We start from the raw sequence: 22,907 nt of genomic DNA, 5'->3' as shown, positions 1-22,907 counted from the left end.
TGCGCATTCCGGCTTCCGACTTCCGACTTCCGCCTCAGCTCTTCAACACGTATCCTTCAGCCAATTTTGTATAGGATGCCACCTGCTCCTTTATCCAGTTATTATCTTTTTGTAATGCTTTCGCCATAATAGCGGCTACCGGTTCCGCCATGCGGATGCTTTCGCGGGCATCGAGCAGCAGCGCCCTGGTACGGCGGCTTAATACATCTTCGACGGTGCGCGCCATTTCATGCTGCACCGCCCATACTACCTGCGCTTCATGGATCTGCAGACTGGTGCTGAGCCATTCATTCGAATGTCCGTTCATCAATGCTTTCACGCGTTCTTTATCGCTGCCATAAAAATATAACGGGTCGTTGAGGTTAACATTCGCCACCGATCCATGGATAGCCAAATTACGGGTAGCTGTTTTCTTATGCGGCCACCGCAGTTCTTTCTCTATGCGGTCGACCATATCCTCGCCCATTTTGCGAAAGGTGGTCCATTTACCGCCTAAAATGGTGAACAGCTTTGAAGGCGTTACCATGATCTTATGACTGCGGGAGATCTCTTTGGTTTTCTGGTTGCCACCCTGTGGCGCTGCGAGCGGACGTAAGCCCGCAAACACACTCAGTACATCGCTTCGTTTCGGCTGCTGAACAAAATAGCGTGATGCATTTTCAAGAATAAACGCAATTTCTTTTTCCAGTGCCTGTGGTTCCAGCGATGCTTCGGTTACCGGCGTATCGGTAGTGCCCACCACCACCTTGCCATGCCAGGGCACGGCAAACAACACACGTCCATCACTGGTAGCCGGGATCATCAACGCATCGTTACTGGGGTAAAATTTTTTATCCAGCACCAGGTGCACCCCCTGACTGGCTGTTATACTTTTTGTTCCGGTGGGATTATCCATCTGCAGCACCTCATCAACAAACACCCCGGTGGCATTGATCACGGCCTTTGCCTTACAAACATAGGATCGGTTGGTTTCCACATCGGTGATGGTAGCTCCTGCAATTTGTCCGTTGTCTTTTAGCAGACCGGTCACCTTCATATAATTCAGCGCTACCCCGCCCTGCTCGATGATGGTTTGCACCAGGTTAATGGCCAGGCGGCTGTCATCGAACTGACCGTCGTGGTACAGCACGCCACCTACCAGTCCTTCGGATCTTATATTGGGTAATTTCTGTAATGCTTTGGAACGGGGAACAAAAACAGACGATCCCAGGCTCAGGCGGCCCGAGATCCAGTCGTAGAGCTTCAGACCGATGGTGTATTTCAGCCGGTCCCAGAAAGTATAAATGGGAATAATGAAAGTCTGGTTCTTAACCAAATGAGGAGCATTTCGCCATAACAGGCCCCGTTCGATGCTGGCTTCTCTAACCAGTTGAATATCACCTTGTGCCAGGTATCGCACGCCACCATGCACCAGTTTGGTGCTGCGGCTGGAGGTGCCTTTCGCAAAATCGGCCTGCTCCACGAGCAATACCGAATATCCTCTGCTAACTGCTTCTAATGCAATGCCTAAGCCGGTGGCTCCACCCCCAATCACCAGCAGGTCCCATGTCGTTGGAGGAGCCAGTCTGTCAATTAGTGTCTTTCGGGTCTGTACGGTTTCTACTTCCATTTTATACCAAAAACTTTCGTTTTATTACAAATACTTCTATGATGCAATAATAACGAAACAATTTGAAACTTTAATATAATATTGCGAAACTTTCTGTTATCTTATTTGGAGCACTAAACCTGCCAGGCAGGAACAATTGAACTTATTAAGGACGTTTGCATTGGACAGGCGGTACTAGAGACCAGGCAATTTTAAATACCCGTTACCGGAGCATTACCAGGTCTTAAGGGTACCAGATCCCGGAGCCTCTTGTGCATTTCAGGTGCGAGCTTCCTGCATGTTTCCCGGATATCCCGTTCCTTTAAAGGATCGGCATAAGTACGGAACATATACGAGACATCTACGGGGTATCAACGAGACATTGGCGAATCTGGCCCGAAGCAGACCCGGCGCAGCTACGGTTTACAGATGGTCAGGAAGCGCGAACCGCCGGGTGCTTGTTAAAAGCAGAGCGGCCAACGCCATTGTAATCAGACAATTCTGTTATTCAAACTACCGTCCCTGTACAGCCATCTGATAATTTTCCTTTAATTTGGTACACCAATTATGATCTCACAAACTGAACGCCACCAATTCATACTGAATAAACTGAGTAAGGAAAGTTTCGTTAACGTACTGGAGCTTTGCAAGGAGCTCGATGTTTCGTCTGTAACGATCCGAAAGGATTTGAAACTGCTGGAAGACAAGAATCTGTTGTTCCGCACGCATGGCGGCGCAACGACGAATAATCCCTATACGATCGACCGGCCGGTCAATGAAAAGGAGAAACTGCAGTCGGCAGAAAAAATGAAGATCGGCTTTACCGCGGCCCAACTGATCACCGATAACGATTCCATCATCATTGCCTCCGGTACTACGGTGCTCGCGCTGGCCAAAAATTTTCCGGCTAAAGAAAATGTGACCGTTATTACTGCCTCGCTGCAGGTAGCGCAGGAATTGATCAAACACCCGGATATCGAGATCATGCAGCTGGGCGGGATCCTGCGCAAAAGCTCCTCTTCTGTAACCGGACCCTACGCGCAAAAGATCCTTACCGATTTTTTCTGCAGTAAATTATTCCTGGGTGTAGATGGCATTGACCTGGAGTTCGGCCTCACAACTACCAGTGTAATGGAAGCCCACCTGAACCGGCAAATGATAGAGGTATCACAAAAAGTGATCGTGCTCTCCGACTCTACCAAATTTGGTAAACGTGGTTTCGGCCGCATCTGCGGGCTCGAAGAGATTGATCAGATCATCACCGATAGTGGCATCTCAGAACATTTTGTTTCGCAGTTCGAAAGCCGGGGGATAGAAGTGACCATCGTTAATTAGCTAATTTGATAATGTGATGATGTGATGATGAATACAGAGGAAGATAAGGACAACTTCGAATTATCAAATTATCAGAGTGCGTATTACCACATTATCGAATCATTAATTATCTCAATTTCCAATTATCAAATTATCAAATTATCACATTGCCGTTAGCACATTGCCATATGGTCTTTCAGCAACCGCAGCGCCGCCACCATATGATTCTCAACGGTGTTCTTTGATAATTGCAATCTGTCGGCTATTTCCTTGTAGGAGCTGCCTTCTTCCCTGCTCATGGTAAAGATGCGTTTCTTTTGCGGCGGTAACCGGTCGAGCGAATTCTTATATAAACGTTCCAGTTCTTTATGCAGAATACGGCTATCGGTAATAAATGAAGAAGGCGGTTCCACCGATGTTTGATCCAGGGAAACAGTAGGCAGGTGTTGTTTGCGCAGATGATCTATCAGGCGGTTCCTGACCGATCTATATAAATAAGCCGATAAAGAAAGATTGCTGTTGAGGCGGTCGCGCTTCTGCCATACCGCCAGCATAACGTCCATCACTATCTCTTCTGAAATACTTTTGTCAGAGATCAGTTTCAGGGTATAGTTGTACAGCTTAAAAAAATAACGATCAAATAATACACGGTATGCGTTCTCATTACCGGTACGCCATAATTCAATCAGATGGCTATCAGGTGTGTTCCCGTTCATATCAAATGGTTTACAATCGTTTTATTGCTGTGAATGGCTGTTGACCCGATAAGTAACATGGTACATTGTGCCCAATAAAATTATTGCTATTATTGTGCTGGCTATTTACCTGATTTGATATTTGCGTTGTACTTTTTGATATTAAAGCAACAACATGGTCAATTACTACAAATACCTGCCGGTAAGTGAAGAAGATGAAAGCTGGGGCCTGAGCGTTTTGAACACCGGCTGCACACACATTGTTGCAGGGAGCACTTACCCCTATGCCACACATCCTGCCCATCATTATTTCAACTGGGAAAAAGGAAGGGTATTGCAGGAGTTCCAGATAATTTATATCACACAGGGCAGCGGCCTCTTTGAATCTAACAGCGGCGGACAGCAACCCATAACAGCAGGTTCTGTCATCCTGTTATTCCCCGAGGAACGGCATCGCTACAAACCCGATAAAAAAACCGGCTGGGATGAATACTGGGTGGGATTCAATGGTCCCATCGTACAAAACCTGCTGGCTAAAAAATTTTTTACCCCGGCCAATCCGATCATACCGGTTGGTTACCAGGAACCGCTGTTGCATTTATTCCAGGAGATCATCGATACCACGAGAGAAGAAAAAGCGGGCTATCAACCGCTCATTGCCGGCACCGTGTTACACCTGCTTGGTAATATTTATTCATTATCACAACAGGAAAAATTTACCGGGCAGGACGTAGAAGCTATTGTAGATAAAGCGCGGTTATTGTTCCGGTCGAATATCGATCAGAACTATTCGCCGGTTGATGTAGCGCATGAACTGCAGATCAGTTATTCACGATTCAGAAAAATATTCAAAGAATATACCGGCCTTGCACCGGGGCAGTTTCAAATACAACTGAAGATACACAAAGCCAAAGAACTGCTTACCAATACTACCAAATCGGTAAAAGAGATCGCTTTCGAGCTCAACTTCGAATCCAACTTTTATTTCTCAAAATTGTTTAAGGAAAAGACGGGGGTAACACCCGTTCAATTCAGGAATAAAACTCTTAAGTTGTAAGGCGCTTGAGGGAATGAAAGCGATTCAAAAAGTCAAGGAGTTAGCTAATTTGCTAATGTACTGATGTGCTAATGCTAATACATGCTATCGCTCTTGCTTAGGCATGAACTAAGCCTTTAACAGGAACCTCTGCAAAATCGGAATTAGCACATTAGCCAATGATCCCATCAGCACATTGGTTTCCCCTGGCATCCGAATTGCGTATTCCTGTTCGTATTTAATATGAATACCTTTCATTCAGAAAGCGTTAATAGATAAATCAGGAGCGTACTTATGTTGTATAATTTTCACCATATGCCACCCTGACGCCATTTTTCCCCAACCTCCTCGCATACCCCTATCACACCATCGCCGTATAATTTTAATTGAAACAACAAACAGAAATTATTGGCTATGTTGAGAATTGCACAAATTGCCCCGTTGGTTGAATCAGTTCCGCCCAAATTCTATGGCGGCACAGAACGTGTAGTAGCTTACCTCACCAATGCTTTGGTAAAGCTTGGTCATCAAGTCACATTGTTTGCATCAGGCGATTCGGTGACGAATGCCAAACTGGTTTCTGTTACACCTACTTCGTTACGATTGAGTAATTGTGTCGATCAGGTTGCGGGGCATATCCTGCAGATCCAGGAAGTAATGGATCGTGCGCATGAATTTGACCTGTTGCATTTCCATACAGATTATCTGCATTTTCCCGTGAGCCGCTTCTGCGATACACGGTCATTGACCACCCTGCATGGACGCTTGGATATCCCGGAACTAAAACCATTGTATAAAAAATTCAGTGATATTCCGGTGATCTCTATCTCCAATGCACAACGGCGGCCATTACCTATGGCCAACTGGGTGGATACCGTATATCATGGGTTGCCGGTTGACCTGTATGATTATGGCGAAGGAAAAGGAGATTATGTGGTTTTCCTGGGCCGGTTCTCGCCCGAAAAAAGAGCAGACCGCGCTATTGAAATCGCCCGCAAGGCGAACATAAAAATAAAGATCGCGGCGAAAGTAGATAAAGCCGATGAAAGATATTTTGAGAAAGAGATCCGTCCGCTGCTCGATGAGCCGCATGTTGAATATCTGCAGGAGATCGGGGAAAAGGAAAAAGGGCCATTGCTGGCCAACGCCAAAGCATTGCTGTTCCCGATCGACTGGCCCGAACCATTTGGCATGGTGCTGATAGAAGCTATGGCTTGCGGTACACCTGTCATTGCTTATAGTCATGGTTCCGTTCCCGAGATCATTGAACATGGCAAAACCGGCTTCATTGTTAACAATATTGATAAAGCAGCGGAAGCTCTTAAAAATATTCATTTAATAAGCCGTTCGGCTTGCCGCGAAACCTTTGAAAAAAGATTCAGCGATATTGTAATGGCTGAAAATTATGTACGGTTGTACGAAAAAACGGTATTCAAACAACCCAAACTTAGTTTCTCTTTAACACCAGCGTATAGAAAATAATAAACGGATACAAAACACTGGATAATGAAAAAGCACGACACCCTGGTGAAGCTGCATGATGACAAATACTACATACTGGCTTCTTCTTCGTATGCCGATGATCGTGTGCTCACACTGAATTATGGCGATACCTTTGGCATTTTTGACCGCTGGGGCGATATTAAACAGTTTGGAACCTGTGTGCAGGGCATCTACCACCAGGGCACGCGGTTCCTCAGCGATATGGAACTGGAGCTAAACCATTACCGGCCCATGCTGCTCAGCTCCAATATCAAAAATGAAAATGAAATGATGTCGGTTGACCTTACCAATCCCGACATCAACGACGATCAGAATATGGTCATTCCCAAGGGCACCTTACATATCTCCCGCAGTAAATTCCTGCAGGACGGCGCCTGTCATGAACTGATCATCCTGCACAACTATGGTTCCGATGTACATGAGGCGGAACTGGAGATCACTTTTGACGCCGACTTCAGGGACATCTTTGAGGTGAGGGGCATACCGAGAAAACAAAGAGGCGCTGTACAGGTACCGGTAATATCAGCTAAAAATCATATTGTACTTTCCTATAAGGGGCTCGACAACATTGAACGGCAGACGAACCTGCATTTTGATCCGGCCCCTGCGGTCATAAAAGAGAACAGGGTATATTATAAAATAAAACTGGCGCCACAGGAAACCTTCAGCATTAATTGCACTTCCGTTTTTTCGGTTTCCCAGCCGGTTATGCTCGAATCTTATTCCGCCGCGTTCAATAAGATCAGAACGGGCATGGAGAAGAGCAAGGAAATGATCGCTGAGATCTATACCGACAATGAGCAGTTCAATAACTGGATCAACCGTTCGAAGAATGATCTGCTCTCATTGCTGGTGCAAACACCGTATGGCTGTTATCCCTACGCGGGGGTACCCTGGTACAACACGGTGTTTGGCCGCGATGGCACTATTACGGCCCTGGAAACTTTATGGGTAGCCCCCAATATTGCCAAAGGCGTTTTAATGTATCAGGCCAAAAGACAGGCAAAGGAATTGTTACCGTTGCAGGATGCTGAACCAGGCAAGATCTTACATGAAATAAGATCGGGTGAAATGGCCGAGACTGGTGAAATTCCGTTCAAACTGTATTATGGCAGTATCGATACCACACCTTTATTCATCGTACTGGCCGGCCACTACTTAAAACGCACCGACGACCTGGCGACCATCCGCGAAATATGGGATAATATTTTACAGGCACTCACCTGGATAAAAGTATATGGCGATATGGATGGCGACGGCTTTGTAGAATACGAGCGCAAAGCAGAAAGCGGTCTGGCCAACCAGGGATGGAAAGATTCACACGATTCCATCTCGCACGAGAATGGCGACCTGGCCTCTTTTCCCATCGCATTATGTGAAGTGCAGGGCTATGTGTACGATGCCAAAAAACAGGCTGCTTATATCGCCCACCGCTTAGGTCATCACGAAATGGCAGAACAGTTGAAAAAAGAAGCGGAAGAGTTGAAAGAACATTTCAATGAAGTATTCTGGGACGATGATTTAGGTACGTACATCCTGGCCCTGGACGGCGATAAAAGACCCTGCCGGGTGGTGTCATCGAACGTAGGACATCTTTTATACTCCGGCATTGTGACCCCGGAAAGAGCCGTGCGCACAGCCAATGTATTGATGAGTGATGATATGTTCACCGGCTGGGGCATTCGTACGCTTTCATCGCGGGCAGCGAGGTACAACCCCATGTCGTATCATAACGGATCGGTATGGCCGCACGACACCGCCCTGGCCGCCTATGGGTTCGCCCGCTATGGGTTGATGCAGGAATCCCTCCGGCTGATGCAGGGATTATTCGATGCGTCGCTCTTCATAGAACAACAGCGATTGCCTGAACTGTTTTGTGGCTTTCCATTCCGGCGGGGAGAATCTCCTACCGCTTACCCCGTGGCCTGTTCCCCACAAGCCTGGTCAGTAGCCGCGGTATTCCTGCTGATACAGGGTTGTTTACGCGTTACCTTCGACGCTCACAACAAGAAACTGACCCTGTACAAACCGATGCTGCCGGATTACATTAAACAGATCAGGATCTCGAACCTGCGGTTTGGCAATGAAGTGTTTGAGCTGGAAATGATCAGGTATGAACATGACCTGGGCATTCATTGTATCAAAAAGCCGGTGGGCTGGGAAATAGTCGCCATCAAATAGATTTCTGATTTCTGATTTTGGGATTTCGGGATTTCGGGATTTTGGGATTTCGGGATTTCGGGATTTCGGGATTTTTAGATTTAATAAATCTCGTAATCAGGAAATCAGAAATCCCAAGATCCTAACAGACTTGCTTAACCTCGATACCCAACAACAATCCTAACTTTTTAATTTTCGACACTATGTGCCCCACGCCTACTGCACAATGGTGGGCGGGGCCATGGCTGTTCCAGTCATTTACAAACCGGCGGGCGCCGATGGAGAATTTATAGCGGCTATTGGTATTACCTATTTCGAGGATCGGACCGGCAACAGAAGCCCCTTCAGCGGTTAACAACATCAGCCGGCCGTCCCCCTGCTGTACAACCGAAAGCAGGGTAACCGGTCCGTTCTTTACCGACATTTCAACCGATAATCCCCTACCCACTTTCCCATGATACACATAGAGTGGGCGCACTTTGGTCTTCCCTTCGGCAATAGCTATATGGCCCGGACCGTCATGTCCCATCAATACCACATCTTCCTTGAAATCCATGGCATAGTATTCCGTAAAAGAACCGCCGGCGCCAAAGCTGTCCATGATCTTCATAGCCTGCGCATTCTTTATCTCGTATTCACCCGCCACGGGCACACCGCTGGCAGTGAGCATGGAGTTGCCCAGGATAATAGAGCTGATAGCATCTTCATTCTCTTCATTGCCGGTGCCTTTGTAATAATAAGCCATAGAACCCAGTTGGTATTGAGCAACCAGCTTGTCTAAAGCTACGGAAGTACGGGCGGCCCTGATCAATTCTTCAGTAGAACAATCGGCCTGCACATCAAAGGTCGTCTTGAATAAAGCAACGCGTTGTTCGATCGCTGCTTCTGTTACTTCGCGCCGTAAGGCCGCCAGTTCATCTACTTCTATCAACTCAATATGCCCGCCGAAGAACCGGTATTGCTGGGTGAGGTCAGAATAAATATCAAGCATGCCGCTGTAATAATGGCCCATACAACCCAGCCTGTTAAACGCCATAGTGTGGGCTACTTTAGCCGCTTCTACCCATTCCAGGATCTCTTTCCAGCATTCGGCATCGCTGTACAACATACCGGTAACCTGGTAGAACTGTATGCCGGTACGCAGGAACACATTGGCGATTTCGGGCACGGGGCAGGCAGAACAATAGGCCAGCCATTCACCGGTCATGCGGGTACGGTCATTCATGCTGTTGAATGCCTTGTAGTCGATGGCCGCTTCGGGCGACAAATTCAAAACGATCACCGGTACTTTAGCCTGCTGTACCACGGGCAATACGGTTGAGGACAATGCATAGGTGGTTACATACAGAAATATAATATTTACCCCTTCCGTGCGGAACCGGTATCCGGCTTCAAAGGCTTTATCAGCCGTATCAACCAGTCCGGCATTAACAATATCGGGGTGCAGCGCCGCAATTTGTTTATGCACTTCACCCAGGTAGCCTTCCAGTCTTTCTTTTAAGCCTGCAAACTGAGGCCAGTAGGTATCCAATCCTATTCCAAACAATCCAATTTTAAATGGGGGCGTTTTTGTCATGCTGCTGAATTATACATTTCCAATTACCAGTTTCTGAATGTTGCGTTTTTTGAACAAGACGCGTCCTGCGCATCCATAAACAATACGCAAAACAGCTCCTCGACCACCAGTTGTATTGGAAAAAGACAGGTGGGCTCAAAAAAAGCGGCGCCACGATTTTGGACCGTGGCGCCGCTAACTATTATGTTGACTTTTTACTGTACCGAAACTTTATACTGTGTTACAGTATGGTATTTCTGTCCGGGTTGTAAAATGGTGGATGGGAAATTGGGTTTGTTGGGTGAATCGGGAAAGTGCTGGGTTTCCAGGCAAAGGGCTGTACGTAATTTCACCGGTTTGCCACCGCTTGTAAAAGTGCCATCGAGGAAATTACCGCTGTAGAACTGGATCCCAGGCTCCGTGGTAAATACTTCCAGCTTACGGCCGCTCACACTGTCGGTCAATATAGCCGCCAGTTGCAGGGAGCTATCTTTGCGGTTCAACACAAAATTATGATCATAGCCACCGGGCACGGCATCGATGCGGGCGCCAATGGTTGCTGGTTTTGTAAAATCGAATGGCGTTCCTTTCACCGGTTTGATCTCACCCGTGGGGATCAGCGTAGTATCAACCGGAGTATAATGATCGGCATTGATCTGCAGCGTGTGATTCAAAATGGTGTTCTCTGTACTTCCGGTAAGATTGAAGTAACTGTGGTTGGTTAAATTAACCGGAGTGGCTTTGTCGGTTTCTGCGGAATAGTCCATATTCAGCACATTATCATCTGTAAGGGTGTACACCACCGTTACTTTCAGGTTGCCGGGGAAACCCTCTTCACCATCTTTGCTGAGGTAAGTTAATGTAAGGGAAGGTGTGCTGTCGGCAGCAGGCGATGCATCCCACACCACTTTATCGAAACCTTTGTTGCCGCCATGCAGGTTATTCTTTCCGTTGTTGGCAGCCAGCGTATAGGTTTTGCCATCGAGTTTGAATTTGGCATCACCAATCCGGTTACCATAACGGCCAATGATAGCGCCAAAATAAGGTGGCTTTTTCAGGTACTCATCCAGGCTTTCCATACCAATCACCACACTTGACTTGTTGCCATTTTTATCAGGCGTAACCCATGAAGTGACAATTCCACCATAATTTGTGATGCTTACTGTTAAGCCGTTTTTATTGGTGAGCGTAAATAACTGTACTTTTTTGCCATCAGTTTCGCCCCAATCTTTTGTTGTTACGCCAGCTTTGATCATTTCCTGATTATTTTCTGTTGAAGGTTGTTTGTTTTCGCCGCCGCATGATGCTATACTCGTGACCAGCGATAGCATAGCGACATGGCAAATCAATCTATTCATTGGAAATCCGTTATTATGTTTACAATTGGGTTGTTTGAAAATTTGTCAAATATCTGATATTTTCCCTATCACGACCACACTATTTTAACTCCAGTACAACTACAGAAAAAGGGGGCATCTTTACATTGAGAGATCTGCCTTTTAAGGCAGCGCCCTGGAACGTTGCCGGTTTAATTTTAGCTGGTTCCTCAAATGTGTTATGGTCCTGTAATTTAGCCGATGTAAGGATGCGGCCGCTCACTGTTTTATAATTCCCGCCTTCCAGGGTGATCGCAAGGTCCTGTGCCGCTTTGGGATCGATATTCACCAGGGAAATATGCATAGCGCCGGTAGAGTCTTTAGAAGCAGACGCCGATATGGCCGGCAATTTTTCATTGCCGAACATATAACTGTTGCTCCTGATCGTTAACGGAACCATTTTAGCATCCTGATGTACATTATACATTTCCATTACGTGATAAGTGGGTGTAAGGATCATTTTTTCTTCCTTCGTTAAGATCACCGCCTGCAGCACATTTACCGTTTGCGCGAGGTTGGCCATCCGAACCCGGTCGCAGTGGTTATGGAAGATATTGAGTGTAGCGCCGGCGATCATGGCATCGCGCATCGTGTTTTGCTGATACAGGAAACCCGGATTGGTACCTGCTTCCACATCGTACCAACCACCCCATTCATCCACTACCAGGGCTACCCGCTTTTGCGGATCATATTTATCCATGATAGCAGCATGTTTTGTCACCAGCGAATCCATGAACAGGGCCGATTTCATGGTTTGAAAATATTGCTGTTCGGTAAAATCAACGGCAGGGCCTTTTTTGTTCCATTCAATTACGGAGTAATGATGCAGGGCCAAACCACCCACCATGTTGTGCGGGATCTTTTTCATCAATACTTCCGTCCAGTTATAATCTTTTGAATTGGCGCCGGAGGCAATGCGGAATATTTTGGTTTCGTTCGACCAGCCGGTCATGAACGTGGCGTATTTGCGGTAAACATCCGCATAATATTCGGGGGTCATATTACCACCACAACCCCAAGCTTCATTACCTACACCCCAGTAAGTAACATTCCAGGGTTTTTCGCGGCCGTTCTGGCGGCGCAGGTCCGACATAGGACTTTTTCCGTCGAAGTTTACATACTGCACCCAGTCGATCAGCTCCTGTACGGTACCACTGCCAACGTTACCAGCAAGATAGGGCTGGGTGCCAATGAGCTCGCACATATTCAAAAAATCGTGCGTGCCAAAACTGTTGTCTTCGGTAACACCGCCCCACCAGGTATTTACCATGCTGGGCCGTTTGTCTTTAGGGCCAATGCCGTCTTTCCAGTGATAGGTATCGGCAAAACAGCCGCCGGGCCAGCGCAGGTTGGCGATCTTTAATCTTTTCAGCGCATCAACAACATCGTTGCGTACGCCATTACTGTTCGGAATCTTCGTGTTGCCTTCTCCAACATAAAAACCACCGTAAATACAATGGCCTAAATGTTCAGCAAAATGCCCATAGATATTACGGTTGATAGTCGTTTTTGCAGCGTCTACCTTAAAAGTTATGTTGTTCTGGGCAAGCATGTTAAAAGCGATCAATGAAGTGCAAGTTACAAGCAAAGCAAAGCGTTTCATGTAAGAACTTTAAGATGAATAATTAATGAATGTAAAGAATTGGTTGTTTATAGCAAGGAGCATAATTGGCAGCATGGTGATCGTTATTTATAGTAAAAATTCATCCCGACGAGGTCCGGACCGGGAAACTAAGATAGTATATCTGTCAATTTCACACTTAATTATTTTTCAATTGCGTTGCTGCGGTTACCAGTTACCAGTTGCCGGTCGCCAGTTACGAGTACCAGTCACCAGTTGCCGGATTGCCGCTCTATTTGCCTTGTTCACCGAAGCCTTGGCGTAGCGGATTGCCTTGAGCCTTGAGCCGTGTGCCTTTAGCCTTGAGCCTTGAGCCTTGAACCTTTAGCCTTGATCCGTTTCACGTCTGCCTTCCGCCTTTTCCCTAACTTTATATAATGCAAACGGCCCATATTAAAATAAAAAAGATCAATGCCGGTGAACAAACCGAGGTAGAGGATCAACTGGCCGTGGAAGCACCGCTTGAAATTCAGTTGGGCTGGCAGGGTGCCGCCGGGTACGAACAAAAAACCATCTCGGTTACCATGCGCACGCCCGGAGATGATGCCGAACTGGCTGCCGGTTTCCTGTTTACCGAAGGCATTTTACAACATATTGATCAAATAAAGCATATCCTGGCACAGCCAACCCGGGTGCTGATTACCCTGGCGCCGGGCGTAGTGCCGCAACTGCAACAGGCCGAACGGAATTTCTATACCAGTTCCAGCTGCGGGGTATGCGGTAAAACAGGTATCGATGCCGTTAAAATACAGCCGCCGTTCGCAAAACAAGCCGATGGGCTGATGGTGCCTGCCAGCTTGTTCTACGGGCTGCAGCACGGACTGCAACAAAAACAGCTGGTATTTGAAACCACTGGTGGACTGCATGCTGCCGCCCTGTTCGATACCCACGGGTCGTGCATGCTGCTGCATGAGGATATAGGCCGGCACAATGCGGTTGACAAAGTGATAGGCGCCGCCTTCAAAAACCGGCAACTGCCCTTATCGCAACACATCCTGCTCCTCAGCGGACGCGCCGGTTTTGAACTGATCCAAAAAGCGGTTATGGCCGGCATCCCGGTGATTGCTGCGGTGGGCGCCCCTTCGAGCCTGGCCGTACAACTGGCCACAGAACATGATGTTACCCTCATTGGCTTTCTCAGGCATGACAGGTTTAATGTTTATAGTGGATCACACAGGATAAAAGTATGACACCTGAAAAACTTAGTTTGAGAATACAGGCAGGCGAAGCAGGAAGTACGAAGTAGGAAATACCAGGTAATAAAGAAGGTTTTTCTTTCTTAGGCATGTGTATGAAGGAAGTGGGAAATAGATTTTTGCGTGCCGAAATTGTGCGTGAGGTACGAAATTAAAGCTCTTCTTACTTCCTAATTCTTTCCTCCTACTTCGCAATGTTCTGGCCGAAACCTCCATTTTAAGACTGAACTTAGTTAAATGGATACATTATGAGTGACAAGAAATTAAAAGTCGGACAGGTGAAAAGATCGGCAGCCGGATTGCCGGCCATTGTAGAAACCGTTAAGCAGGTAGTTGGCGAAGCAGGTCTTACCCGTGGCTGGAAAGCCCTGGCCCACCTGAACAAAAAAGACGGTTATGATTGTCCGGGTTGCGCCTGGCCCGATCCCGACGATGAGCGTTCGGCCCTCGGCGAATATTGCGAGAATGGCGCTAAAGCCATTGCTGAGGAAGCAACGCTCAAAAAATTAACGCCTGAATTCTTTGCGCAACATAATGTAGCCGAATTAGCCGCCCTCAGCGATTATGAGATCGGCCGTAAAGGCCGCGTCGCCCAGCCGATGTTCCTGCCCGCAGGCGCTGCCCATTATCAGGCGATCTCGTGGGATGCAGCCTTCCATACCATCGGCAAGGCTTTGAACAACCTGGGCTCTCCTGACGAAGCGATCTTTTACACGTCGGGCCGCACCAGTAATGAAGCCGCTTTTCTGTACCAGCTTTTTGTACGGGCCTATGGTACCAACAACCTGCCCGACTGCAGCAATATGTGCCATGAAAGCAGTGGCGTGGCGTTGGGTGAGTCGCTGGGTATTGGCAAAGGATCGGTAACGCTGGAAGATTTTTACAAAGCGGAAGTGATCATCATACTCGGACAAAATCCCGGCACCAATCACCCGCGCATGTTAACGGCCTTACAAAAGGCCAAAGCCAACGGCGCTTACATCATTGCAGTGAACCCATTGCCCGAAACCGGGCTCATGGGCTTCAACAATCCTCAACAGGTGAAAGGCTTACTGGGTGTTACCACAGCCCTCACAGATCTTTTTCTGCCCGTAACTATTAACGGCGATATGGCGCTGCTGAAAGCCATTGAATACCTGTTATGGCAATACGAACAACAGGCACCCGGCCAGGTGTTTGACCGTTCGTTCATTGAACAGCATACAGCCGGTTACGAAGCGTTCATCGACGACCTGCAACAGCAAAACCTCGATCAGCTGGCCGAGGCATGCGGTATATCTATGAATCAACTGAGGCAGGTAGCGGAGCTGCTGAAGAACAAGACCAGGATCATTGCCTGCTGGGCCATGGGCCTCACGCAACATACCAATGCGGTTGATACCATTAAAGAAATTGTAAACCTGTTATTACTCAAAGGCAGCATAGGCAAACCAGGTGCGGGAACCTGCCCGGTAAGAGGCCATAGCAATGTACAGGGCGACCGTACGATGGGTATTTATGAAAAACCCGGCCAGCCGTTTTTAAACAGCATTGAAAGTAATTTTCAATTTAAACCACCACAACATGCGGGCTACGATGTGGTAGAAGCCATAAAGGCTATGCATAGCGGCCGGGCATCGGTGTTTATTGCCATGGGCGGAAACTTCCTGTCTGCCACGCCCGACACCAATTACACGGCCGCGGCCCTGCGCAAATGCACGTTGACGGTGCATGTATCTACCAAGCTTAACCGAAGCCACCTCGTGCATGGGCGCGAAGCCCTGATACTGCCCTGCCTCGGCCGCAGCGATAAGGATCTGCTGCATGGAGAAGAACAGTTTGTGTCGTGTGAGAATTCTATGGGGGTTATACAGTTGTCAAAAGGGGTTTTGCCGCCAGTGTCTGACCAGTTGCTGAGCGAGCCGGTGATCGTATGCCGGCTGGCGAAAGCGACGCTGGGCAATCGCAGTCCCGTCAACTGGGATAAATACCTGCAGCATTATGATCATATCAGGGATGATATCGAACGTACCATTCCCGGCTTTGCCGATTATAATAAAAGGGTTCGCCAGCCCGGCGGTTTCTATTTGCCCAATTGTAACCGCGAAGGTTCTTTCAATACTGCATCTAAAAAAGCGCATTTCAATATTGCGCCTATAACCACCATAAAACTGGCCGATCATGAATTACTGATGATGACCATTCGCAGTCATGACCAGTTCAATACAACTATTTATGGGTTGAACGACCGGTACCGGGGCATTTATAACGAACGGCGGGTGATATTGATGAACCAGCAGGACATGGACCAGCGGAACCTGAAGCAGGGCGATGAGGTGGATCTCTGCAATTACAGTGGCGGTATTGAACGGGTGGCGCATAAATTCCTCGTTGTGCCCTACCCTATACCGGTACGTTGCACAGCCACTTATTTTCCCGAAGCCAATGTGCTGGTGCCCGTGAACAGTGTGGCGAAGAAAAGTAATACGCCGGTATCGAAGGCGGTGGTTATTACCGTGCGCAAAACGTGAAACGGCAAACGTGAAACGGCAGACGGCATCGACAATCGACAATCGACAATTGACAATCGATAGTCGATAATCGACCTAATAACTTTTTAACTAAATGACTTGCGAACGCGACCAGAACCTAAACAAAAACCTTCAACTGTGAACTGCAAACTTTGAACTATAAACTTTGAACTTTGAACTATAAACTTTGAACTATCTTCTTTGATACCTGCCCATCAACTCTCCATATGCCAGCACGTGGCCATTCATGGCTTTTTCCAGTTCATTCCTGCTGCATTCGTGGGGCAACACCAATTGGGTGTCTAGTGCATATACCTTGAAATAATACCGGTGTATGCCGTAGGGCGGACAGGGACCGCCGTATTTGTTCTGCCGGAAATCGTTGATACCCTGATCTTTAAGAAAAGTATCCTCTTTGATGTGGGTACCCACCGGAATATTCCAGGCCAGCCAGTGCACCCAGGGCCTTATCGGCGCATCCGGATCATCCATGATCAATGCCAGGCTCCTGGCCTCAGCAGGAATATCATGAATGTCCAGTGGTGGGTTTACATTCGCCCCATCGCAGGTAAAACGGGAGGGTATAAACTCATTGGGCGCAAATTGAGGACTGCTAACATGTAAAGGAGAGATATCACGGAATGTTTGTCTGGGCGGTGTTTGTTGGGAAATTATTTTCATGGCTATACCGTTTTATAGTTTTAGCAATCATCCTGAGTACAACCCCAATCTGCTGCTTTTGCCAAATATATTATCACAACTAAATTTTAACAATGACGGTGGTCACCAGTTAATGGTGATCGCTGCAATAAGGAAACTGGGTATCTTTTGCTATAAATCAATTAACTAATACATTTTTGCAGAGCGTATCCAATAAGTTTTCGTGAGTAACCGTTATAAGGATACATAGTGTTACACATACCCACCATTAAACTTACCGATTGCCCCTACGTCATACATAATAATGATTAGTGGCTCGTATATTAACCAGTAATGACATGGATTACAGGTTAATATGCTTGCAAACCGCCCAGGAGACGTTGTATTATTGTGATGTGGTTTTCATTCCTTCACTATTAAATCACTGTTATGTCCAGCTATCCTTTCAACAGCAGCTTCACCAAACAATTCAGACAGGAACATCCCGTTTCTTTTTGCGCTGAAGAAAAACCTTTCCAGCACATTGTTATCAGCAACTATGGTCGCATGAATGAAGCTGCCATGAATGCCCTTGGCCAGTCTTTGAATGAACGGTTGTTCGATAATGCCATCATTTACCGGCTGCTCACCAAGATCACGCAAAATGATACCCTGGACACCGTAAGGCTGAGCGGGTTTATAGAGAAAGCCCATGAAGAATTAACTGCCCATGCCAGTGCAGAACCTTTTACAGCCCAATACTACAAACACCTGATTGAATTATTAGGCTCATTCCTTGAGCTGGTAAATGAGTTTGATGCCAACGGCCAGGAATTATTATTGGGCAATCTGAATGCCTGCTACCATAATGAGAACAGCTTTGCCGTTAACCAGTCGGTTGACAGTGAAGAAATAGCTACGATGCACCGCATCATTGAAGACTTCATGTATCAGATCGGGGAATACTACCAGTATTTTCACATTCTGCTGCAAAAAGAAGGCGAACAGGAAGACAACAAGAGCCGCGTACAGGTTATGTCGTATGTAGCGTATTATCTCGATACATTGATCACCTGCACAGAAAAGCTGATCATTAATATTGAAGGCACACTCGATATGCTGCTCGAATGGGAAACTGCCCTTCAGAACAGAGAATCACAATCATTGTTTAATTAGTCACCGGTTCCCGGGTTACAAGATTCCGGTCTTCAGGATACATCGGACCAGGATCACAGTTTTGAGGTTTTGAAATTGAGAAATCCATTCACCATTGACCATTCACCATTGACCATTCACCATCTTTCACCAGCTTACCGCCACCAATTCACAATGCCGTCTTAGGTCATGCTCCATCGCCCTTGATACCAGGTGCATGCGCACGTAACTTTTACCGATACCAGTAAACGCACAAAATTCCTCCACGGTGATCAGATCCCGTTTATTTTTACTGTAAAATTGACGCAATTCCTGCAACAACTGGCGGGCTTCCGCATGATTTATGGCCATTATCTTGGTAACATCAACTATATGAATATGCCATTGTTTAAAAAATGGTTTGGTAGCCAATGGGATCTTACTAAAACAGGGAAGTACTTGCGACCGGATGCGTTTTTTTTGAAGGATGGTCTGTTGAATTGCAACGGATCTTTTCTGGGCAGCAAAGGTCATCTGATCAATCTTTTAAAAGTTTTGCCAATAGTGGCTTTTGCAGCTCACCAATCAGAATGCCTTCCAGGGTATTTTTTACTCCCTTACGAGAATACAGTTGCGTAATGGGAATGACTAATTTACAACTTTTAGGTACACACGCTGCATAAATTCACTGATATTTGATAATAATCAATCCATTAACGCCTTTTTCTCCTTCTAAAACTTTGTTAACAATCCCACTGGCGGCCCCGGTATTCGAATAAAATGCCGGCGGCAATTTCTTCTGGCATAATAATTATGTGGATTTTATTATATAACCGGTTATATGAAATCCACTACACCTGTATTGAACGATAAATTGCACTGGTATAAAGATGCTATTATATATGAATTACACATTAAAGCATTTTGTGACAGCAATGGCGATGGCATTGGTGATTTTGGCGGGCTGTTGCAAAAGCTCGATTACCTGCAGGAGCTGGGCGTGAATGTCATCTGGCTGCTGCCATTTTACCCTTCACCGCTGCGCGACGACGGTTACGACATCGCCGATTATTACAGCATCAACCCTTCGTACGGCAACATTGCCCAGTTAAAGACCCTGCTCGATGAAGCCCATCAGCGGAACCTGAAAATTATTACCGAGCTGGTCATTAACCACACATCTGACCAGCATCCCTGGTTTCAACGGGCACGCACCGCTCCCAAGGGATCACCGGAAAGGGATTTCTATGTATGGACCGACAACCCTACCCAATACAAGGATGTGCGCATCATCTTCCAGGACTTTGAAGCGTCTAACTGGACCTGGGACCCTGTTGCCCAACAATATTACTGGCACCGCTTTTTCCATCATCAGCCCGATCTTAATTACGACAACCCGCTGGTTCAGCAGGAGGTCTTCAACATCATAGATTACTGGTGTGATATGGGGGTGGATGGTTTCCGGCTCGATGCCGTGCCTTACCTCTTCGAACGGGAAGGCACCAATGGAGAGAACCTGCCGGAAACCCATGCTTTCCTGAAACGGTTACGGGCACATGTAGATGCCAAATACCCGGGCACCGTGTTGCTGGCGGAAGCCAATATGTGGCCGGAAGATTCGGCTTCTTATTTCGGCGAAGGCGATGAATGTCACATGAACTATCACTTCCCCGTAATGCCGCGCATGTTCATGGCACTGCAAATGGAAGACCGTTACCCTATCACAGATATATTCGATCAAACACCCGCCATTCCGCCCACCTGCCAGTGGGCCATTTTCCTGCGTAACCACGATGAGCTTACGCTGGAAATGGTGACCGATGAAGAGCGGGATTATATGTATAAAGTGTACGCAAAAGATCCCAAAGCGCGTATTAACCTGGGTATTCGCCACCGCCTGGCGCCCCTGATGGAAAATAACCGCGAAAAGATCGAATTGCTGAACTCCCTGCTGTTCTCGCTGCCCGGAACACCCGTGATCTATTACGGCGATGAGATCGGCATGGGCGATAATTTTTATTTAGGCGATCGCGACGGGGTACGCACCCCCATGCAATGGTCGCCCGACCGCAATGCCGGATTTTCCAATTCCAATCCCCATCAGCTGTATCTGCCATTGATCCTCGACCCGGAATATCATTACGAGTCGGTAAATGTCGAAATGCAGCGACGCAATACATCTTCCCTGTTCTGGTTCATGAAACGCATGATCAACATGCGGAAGAAACATAAAGCGTTTGGCCGCGGCGATCTTACTTTCCTGAATGTAGATAACCCCAAGGTACTCGCCTTCCTGCGGAAGTATGACAATGAAACATTGCTCATTGTGGTGAACCTGTCGAAGTTTGCGCAGGTAGCGGAAGTTCCCCTGGAAGGTTATAAAGGATTTGCCCTTATAGAACTGATGAGCCGCAACAAATTTCCGGCCGTTGGTAAAGCAGAGACCTACTTTTTTACGCTCGGTCCGCACACCTGGCTGTGGTTCTCGCTTGAAAAAGCGCACCCTGAAATAGATGACCAAAAAGCGATCCCGCTGCTGGAGGTACAAAAGCTGCAGGACCTGGTTAGTAAATCAACCTGCGCAGAACTGGAGAATGCCATCTTGCCGGCGTACCTGAAACAATCCAGGTGGTTCACCGGCCGCGCCCGGTCGTTGTACAATGTTGAGATCATAAATTATGTTGCCATACCTGTTGAATCGAACGATGCTTTATTGCTGCTGATGGAAGTTACCTATGAAAGTGGTTTACCGGAGTTATACCAGCTTATAGTGACCTTTGTACAGGATGCCGTAGCCAAAAAGCTGGAGAACAGTTTTCCGCAATCCATCATTGCCCATTTGCATATCGGCGATCAGCAAGGGGTTCTCGTGGATGCCCTTTTTGTGACCACCTTCCAGCACTGGCTTTTTCAGCATATAGCCCGTAACGAAACTTTTGCGAGCAAGGATAATAACAAATTGCGCTTCTTCAACAACGGCGCTATAAGCACCTATAATGCCCAGCACGATGATATAAGATCAAAAATACACGAAGGGAACCGGTATCAAACCGCCATCAACTACGATAACAATTTCTTTTTGACCATGTACCGGCGGGTGGATTATTATATAAATCCCGATGCGGAGATCACCCATTTCCTGAGTGAGCAGGCCAAATTCCCGTACGTGCCTACCTTTCATGGAGCTATTGAGTGGAGCACGGAAAAAGGCATGATCACCATGGGTATGGCCCAGCGTATGGAAGAGAACCACGGCAATGGCTACACCTATATGCTGGAACGTGTTTACAATTATATCGAAAGGATCCTGGCCATGAACCAGGAAAACCTGCCCACGTGGGAACAGCAGGGAAGCCTTACTGAACCTGTTGCCTTTGACCAATTGCCCAATGACCTGAAAGATCTGCTGGGCAGCCGTGCTGCAGATCAGGCACGGCTGATCGGTATTCGCACCGGAGAAATGCACAAGGCCCTGGCGTCGGGTGTTTCACTGAAAGATTTCAAACCGGAAGAATTCAGCTTACACTATCAGCGGTCGCTGTTCTCGGCCATGGTATCGCTGGTGCGGGAAGTATTTCAGAACCTGAAAAGAAATATCGATAAAGTGCCTTCCCAGTTACGTCCTGAGGCAGAAGAATTGCTGAAACACCGTGATGATGTGCTGAACGTCTTCAAAAAAATATACACCAAGAAACTGGATGTGCTGAAGATCCGCATACATGGGAATTACACGTTGAGCCAGGTATTGCTCACCGGGAAAGATATTTCCATAAAAGGATACGGCGGCGATCCGCTTCGTCCTTACAGCGAACGGCGGTTAAAAAGATCACCCCTGCATGATGTGGCTACCATGCTGCGCTCATTTCACAATTCGGTGTATGATGGATTTCAACAGAACCATCATATTCTAAAAGAAAATATGCCGAAGTATATTCCCTTTATTCGTTTATGGGCGCATTATATGGGCGGATTTTTTATGAAGGCCTATCTCGATACGGTTGACGGCAACCAGTTTGTGCCTGACGACAGAACCGATTTCAGGGTATTGATACAAACATTCCTGCTCGAGAAATCGCTGCTGGATCTGAACCATGCATTGAACAATGGGGCCACTTCAATGATAGTGCCCATGCGGACGATTAAGGCGATCGTGAAATAATGTGATAATGTGATGATGTGATGATGGAATACAGTTCCGATAATCAAGCTAATGTGATGATTTGATGATGTGATAATGTGATGATGGAATACAGTTCCGATAATCAACGGGACTGATAATTTGCTAATGTGCTAATTAGCTGATGTGCTAATGAAATACAGTTTCGATAATCAAGCTAATGTGATGATTTGATGATGTGATAATGTGATGATGAAATACCATTCCGATAATCAACGGGATCATACAGCAAATGTGCTAATGGAATTTTAATTAGCACATTTGCTAATTATCCAATAAAAAAGAGCGGTCCTTTCGGACCGCCCCCGTCTAACGTTGGTAGCTTGAAGTTACTTCTAACCGTTATGCTATCAGCGTTTGCTTAACCAATTCGGGTCTTCGAGTTAAGATAACAGAATAATTT

The 22,907-nt window shown here is 46.9% G+C and carries 15 protein-coding genes; 8 read left to right on the top strand and 7 right to left on the bottom strand.

From position 1 onward, the window contains the following. Positions 1-34: 34 nt before the first annotated feature. Positions 35-1,609: a glycerol-3-phosphate dehydrogenase/oxidase gene (locus JUB15_RS01810; RefSeq protein WP_207510610.1), complete on the bottom strand. Its 1,575-nt coding sequence runs from the start codon at positions 1,607-1,609 to the stop codon at positions 35-37. Between the two features lie 546 nt (positions 1,610-2,155). Between JUB15_RS01810 and JUB15_RS01805 the strand changes: the two genes are divergently transcribed. Beyond that, positions 2,156-2,923 (top strand): DeoR/GlpR family DNA-binding transcription regulator, encoded by a 768-nt coding sequence (locus tag JUB15_RS01805; protein WP_207510609.1) that lies wholly within the window; start codon positions 2,156-2,158, stop codon positions 2,921-2,923. 152 nt (positions 2,924-3,075) lie between these two features. On the opposite strand, the gene JUB15_RS01800 is transcribed toward JUB15_RS01805, so the two are convergent. Further along, the gene (locus JUB15_RS01800) at positions 3,076-3,618 is read right to left on the bottom strand and encodes an RNA polymerase sigma-70 factor (RefSeq protein WP_207510608.1); all 543 of its coding nucleotides are present in this window, start codon (positions 3,616-3,618) and stop codon (positions 3,076-3,078) included. A gap of 154 nt (positions 3,619-3,772) precedes the next feature. On the opposite strand from JUB15_RS01800, the gene JUB15_RS01795 reads away from it, so the two are divergent. The 3 genes from JUB15_RS01795 to JUB15_RS01785 all read left to right on the top strand — a co-directional run bounded on the left by JUB15_RS01795 (position 3,773) and on the right by JUB15_RS01785 (position 8,317). Continuing rightward, positions 3,773-4,654, top strand: a complete 882-nt coding sequence (locus tag JUB15_RS01795) for an AraC family transcriptional regulator (protein ID WP_207510607.1) — start codon at positions 3,773-3,775, stop codon at positions 4,652-4,654. 393 nt (positions 4,655-5,047) lie between these two features. Further along, complete coding sequence (locus tag JUB15_RS01790) at positions 5,048-6,115, top strand: glycosyltransferase family 4 protein (RefSeq protein ID WP_242696157.1); 1,068 nt, start codon at positions 5,048-5,050, stop codon at positions 6,113-6,115. A gap of 24 nt (positions 6,116-6,139) precedes the next feature. Beyond that, complete coding sequence (locus JUB15_RS01785) at positions 6,140-8,317, top strand: amylo-alpha-1,6-glucosidase (protein WP_207510605.1); 2,178 nt, start codon at positions 6,140-6,142, stop codon at positions 8,315-8,317. A gap of 121 nt (positions 8,318-8,438) precedes the next feature. Here the strand turns inward: JUB15_RS01785 and JUB15_RS01780 are convergent, their stop codons facing one another. The 3 genes from JUB15_RS01780 to JUB15_RS01770 all read right to left on the bottom strand — a co-directional run bounded on the left by JUB15_RS01780 (position 8,439) and on the right by JUB15_RS01770 (position 12,830). After that, positions 8,439-9,872, bottom strand: coding sequence for an arabinose isomerase (locus tag JUB15_RS01780; protein ID WP_207510604.1), 1,434 nt, complete (start codon positions 9,870-9,872; stop codon positions 8,439-8,441). Positions 9,873-10,066: 194 nt separating this feature from the next. Then, a complete protein-coding gene (locus JUB15_RS01775) occupies positions 10,067-11,209 on the bottom strand; it encodes an aldose epimerase family protein (RefSeq protein ID WP_207510603.1) in 1,143 nt (380 codons plus the stop codon). Between the two features lie 79 nt (positions 11,210-11,288). Further along, positions 11,289-12,830, bottom strand: coding sequence for an alpha-N-arabinofuranosidase (locus JUB15_RS01770; protein WP_207510602.1), 1,542 nt, complete (start codon positions 12,828-12,830; stop codon positions 11,289-11,291). Positions 12,831-13,225: 395 nt separating this feature from the next. Between JUB15_RS01770 and fdhD the strand changes: the two genes are divergently transcribed. Both fdhD and JUB15_RS01760 read left to right on the top strand, forming a co-directional pair. After that, entirely contained in the window at positions 13,226-14,038 is an 813-nt protein-coding gene (gene fdhD / locus JUB15_RS01765; RefSeq protein ID WP_207510601.1) for a formate dehydrogenase accessory sulfurtransferase FdhD, read from the top strand. 254 nt (positions 14,039-14,292) lie between these two features. Next, a complete protein-coding gene (locus JUB15_RS01760) occupies positions 14,293-16,554 on the top strand; it encodes an FdhF/YdeP family oxidoreductase (RefSeq protein ID WP_207510600.1) in 2,262 nt (753 codons plus the stop codon). A gap of 192 nt (positions 16,555-16,746) precedes the next feature. On the opposite strand, the gene JUB15_RS01755 is transcribed toward JUB15_RS01760, so the two are convergent. Further along, entirely contained in the window at positions 16,747-17,235 is a 489-nt protein-coding gene (locus tag JUB15_RS01755; protein ID WP_207510599.1) for a YbhB/YbcL family Raf kinase inhibitor-like protein, read from the bottom strand. Between the two features lie 408 nt (positions 17,236-17,643). Between JUB15_RS01755 and JUB15_RS01750 the strand changes: the two genes are divergently transcribed. After that, positions 17,644-18,369, top strand: coding sequence for a hypothetical protein (locus JUB15_RS01750; RefSeq protein WP_207510598.1), 726 nt, complete (start codon positions 17,644-17,646; stop codon positions 18,367-18,369). 126 nt (positions 18,370-18,495) lie between these two features. Here JUB15_RS01750 and JUB15_RS01745 read toward each other — a convergent pair whose 3' ends face one another. Further along, entirely contained in the window at positions 18,496-18,861 is a 366-nt protein-coding gene (locus JUB15_RS01745) for a hypothetical protein (protein ID WP_207510597.1), read from the bottom strand. 307 nt (positions 18,862-19,168) lie between these two features. On the opposite strand from JUB15_RS01745, the gene treS reads away from it, so the two are divergent. After that, positions 19,169-22,486, top strand: a complete 3,318-nt coding sequence (gene treS / locus JUB15_RS01740; protein WP_207510596.1) for a maltose alpha-D-glucosyltransferase — start codon at positions 19,169-19,171, stop codon at positions 22,484-22,486. Positions 22,487-22,907 lie beyond the last annotated feature (421 nt).

The organism is Longitalea luteola, from assembly GCF_017356035.1.
Classification (GTDB): Bacteria; Bacteroidota; Bacteroidia; order Chitinophagales; family Chitinophagaceae; genus Niastella; species Niastella luteola.
This window is presented reverse-complemented; position numbering and strand designations above follow the sequence as displayed.

Excerpts from the sequence above, each read along its gene's own strand:
- JUB15_RS01760 (WP_207510600.1), top strand. The coding sequence starts at position 14,293 with ATGAGTGACAAGAAATTAAAAGTCGGACAGGTGAAAAGATCGGCAGCC.
- JUB15_RS01790 (WP_242696157.1), top strand. The coding sequence starts at position 5,048 with ATGTTGAGAATTGCACAAATTGCCCCGTTGGTTGAATCAGTTCCGCCC.
- JUB15_RS01780 (WP_207510604.1), bottom strand. The coding sequence starts at position 9,872 with ATGACAAAAACGCCCCCATTTAAAATTGGATTGTTTGGAATAGGATTG.
- JUB15_RS01800 (WP_207510608.1), bottom strand. The coding sequence starts at position 3,618 with ATGAACGGGAACACACCTGATAGCCATCTGATTGAATTATGGCGTACC.
- JUB15_RS01810 (WP_207510610.1), bottom strand. The coding sequence starts at position 1,609 with ATGGAAGTAGAAACCGTACAGACCCGAAAGACACTAATTGACAGACTG.
- JUB15_RS01755 (WP_207510599.1), bottom strand. The coding sequence starts at position 17,235 with ATGAAAATAATTTCCCAACAAACACCGCCCAGACAAACATTCCGTGAT.
- JUB15_RS01745 (WP_207510597.1), bottom strand. The coding sequence starts at position 18,861 with ATGACCTTTGCTGCCCAGAAAAGATCCGTTGCAATTCAACAGACCATC.
- JUB15_RS01750 (WP_207510598.1), top strand. The coding sequence starts at position 17,644 with ATGTCCAGCTATCCTTTCAACAGCAGCTTCACCAAACAATTCAGACAG.
- JUB15_RS01795 (WP_207510607.1), top strand. The coding sequence starts at position 3,773 with ATGGTCAATTACTACAAATACCTGCCGGTAAGTGAAGAAGATGAAAGC.
- treS (WP_207510596.1), top strand. The coding sequence starts at position 19,169 with ATGAAATCCACTACACCTGTATTGAACGATAAATTGCACTGGTATAAA.
- fdhD (WP_207510601.1), top strand. The coding sequence starts at position 13,226 with ATGCAAACGGCCCATATTAAAATAAAAAAGATCAATGCCGGTGAACAA.
- JUB15_RS01775 (WP_207510603.1), bottom strand. The coding sequence starts at position 11,209 with ATGAATAGATTGATTTGCCATGTCGCTATGCTATCGCTGGTCACGAGT.
- JUB15_RS01770 (WP_207510602.1), bottom strand. The coding sequence starts at position 12,830 with ATGAAACGCTTTGCTTTGCTTGTAACTTGCACTTCATTGATCGCTTTT.
- JUB15_RS01805 (WP_207510609.1), top strand. The coding sequence starts at position 2,156 with ATGATCTCACAAACTGAACGCCACCAATTCATACTGAATAAACTGAGT.
- JUB15_RS01785 (WP_207510605.1), top strand. The coding sequence starts at position 6,140 with ATGAAAAAGCACGACACCCTGGTGAAGCTGCATGATGACAAATACTAC.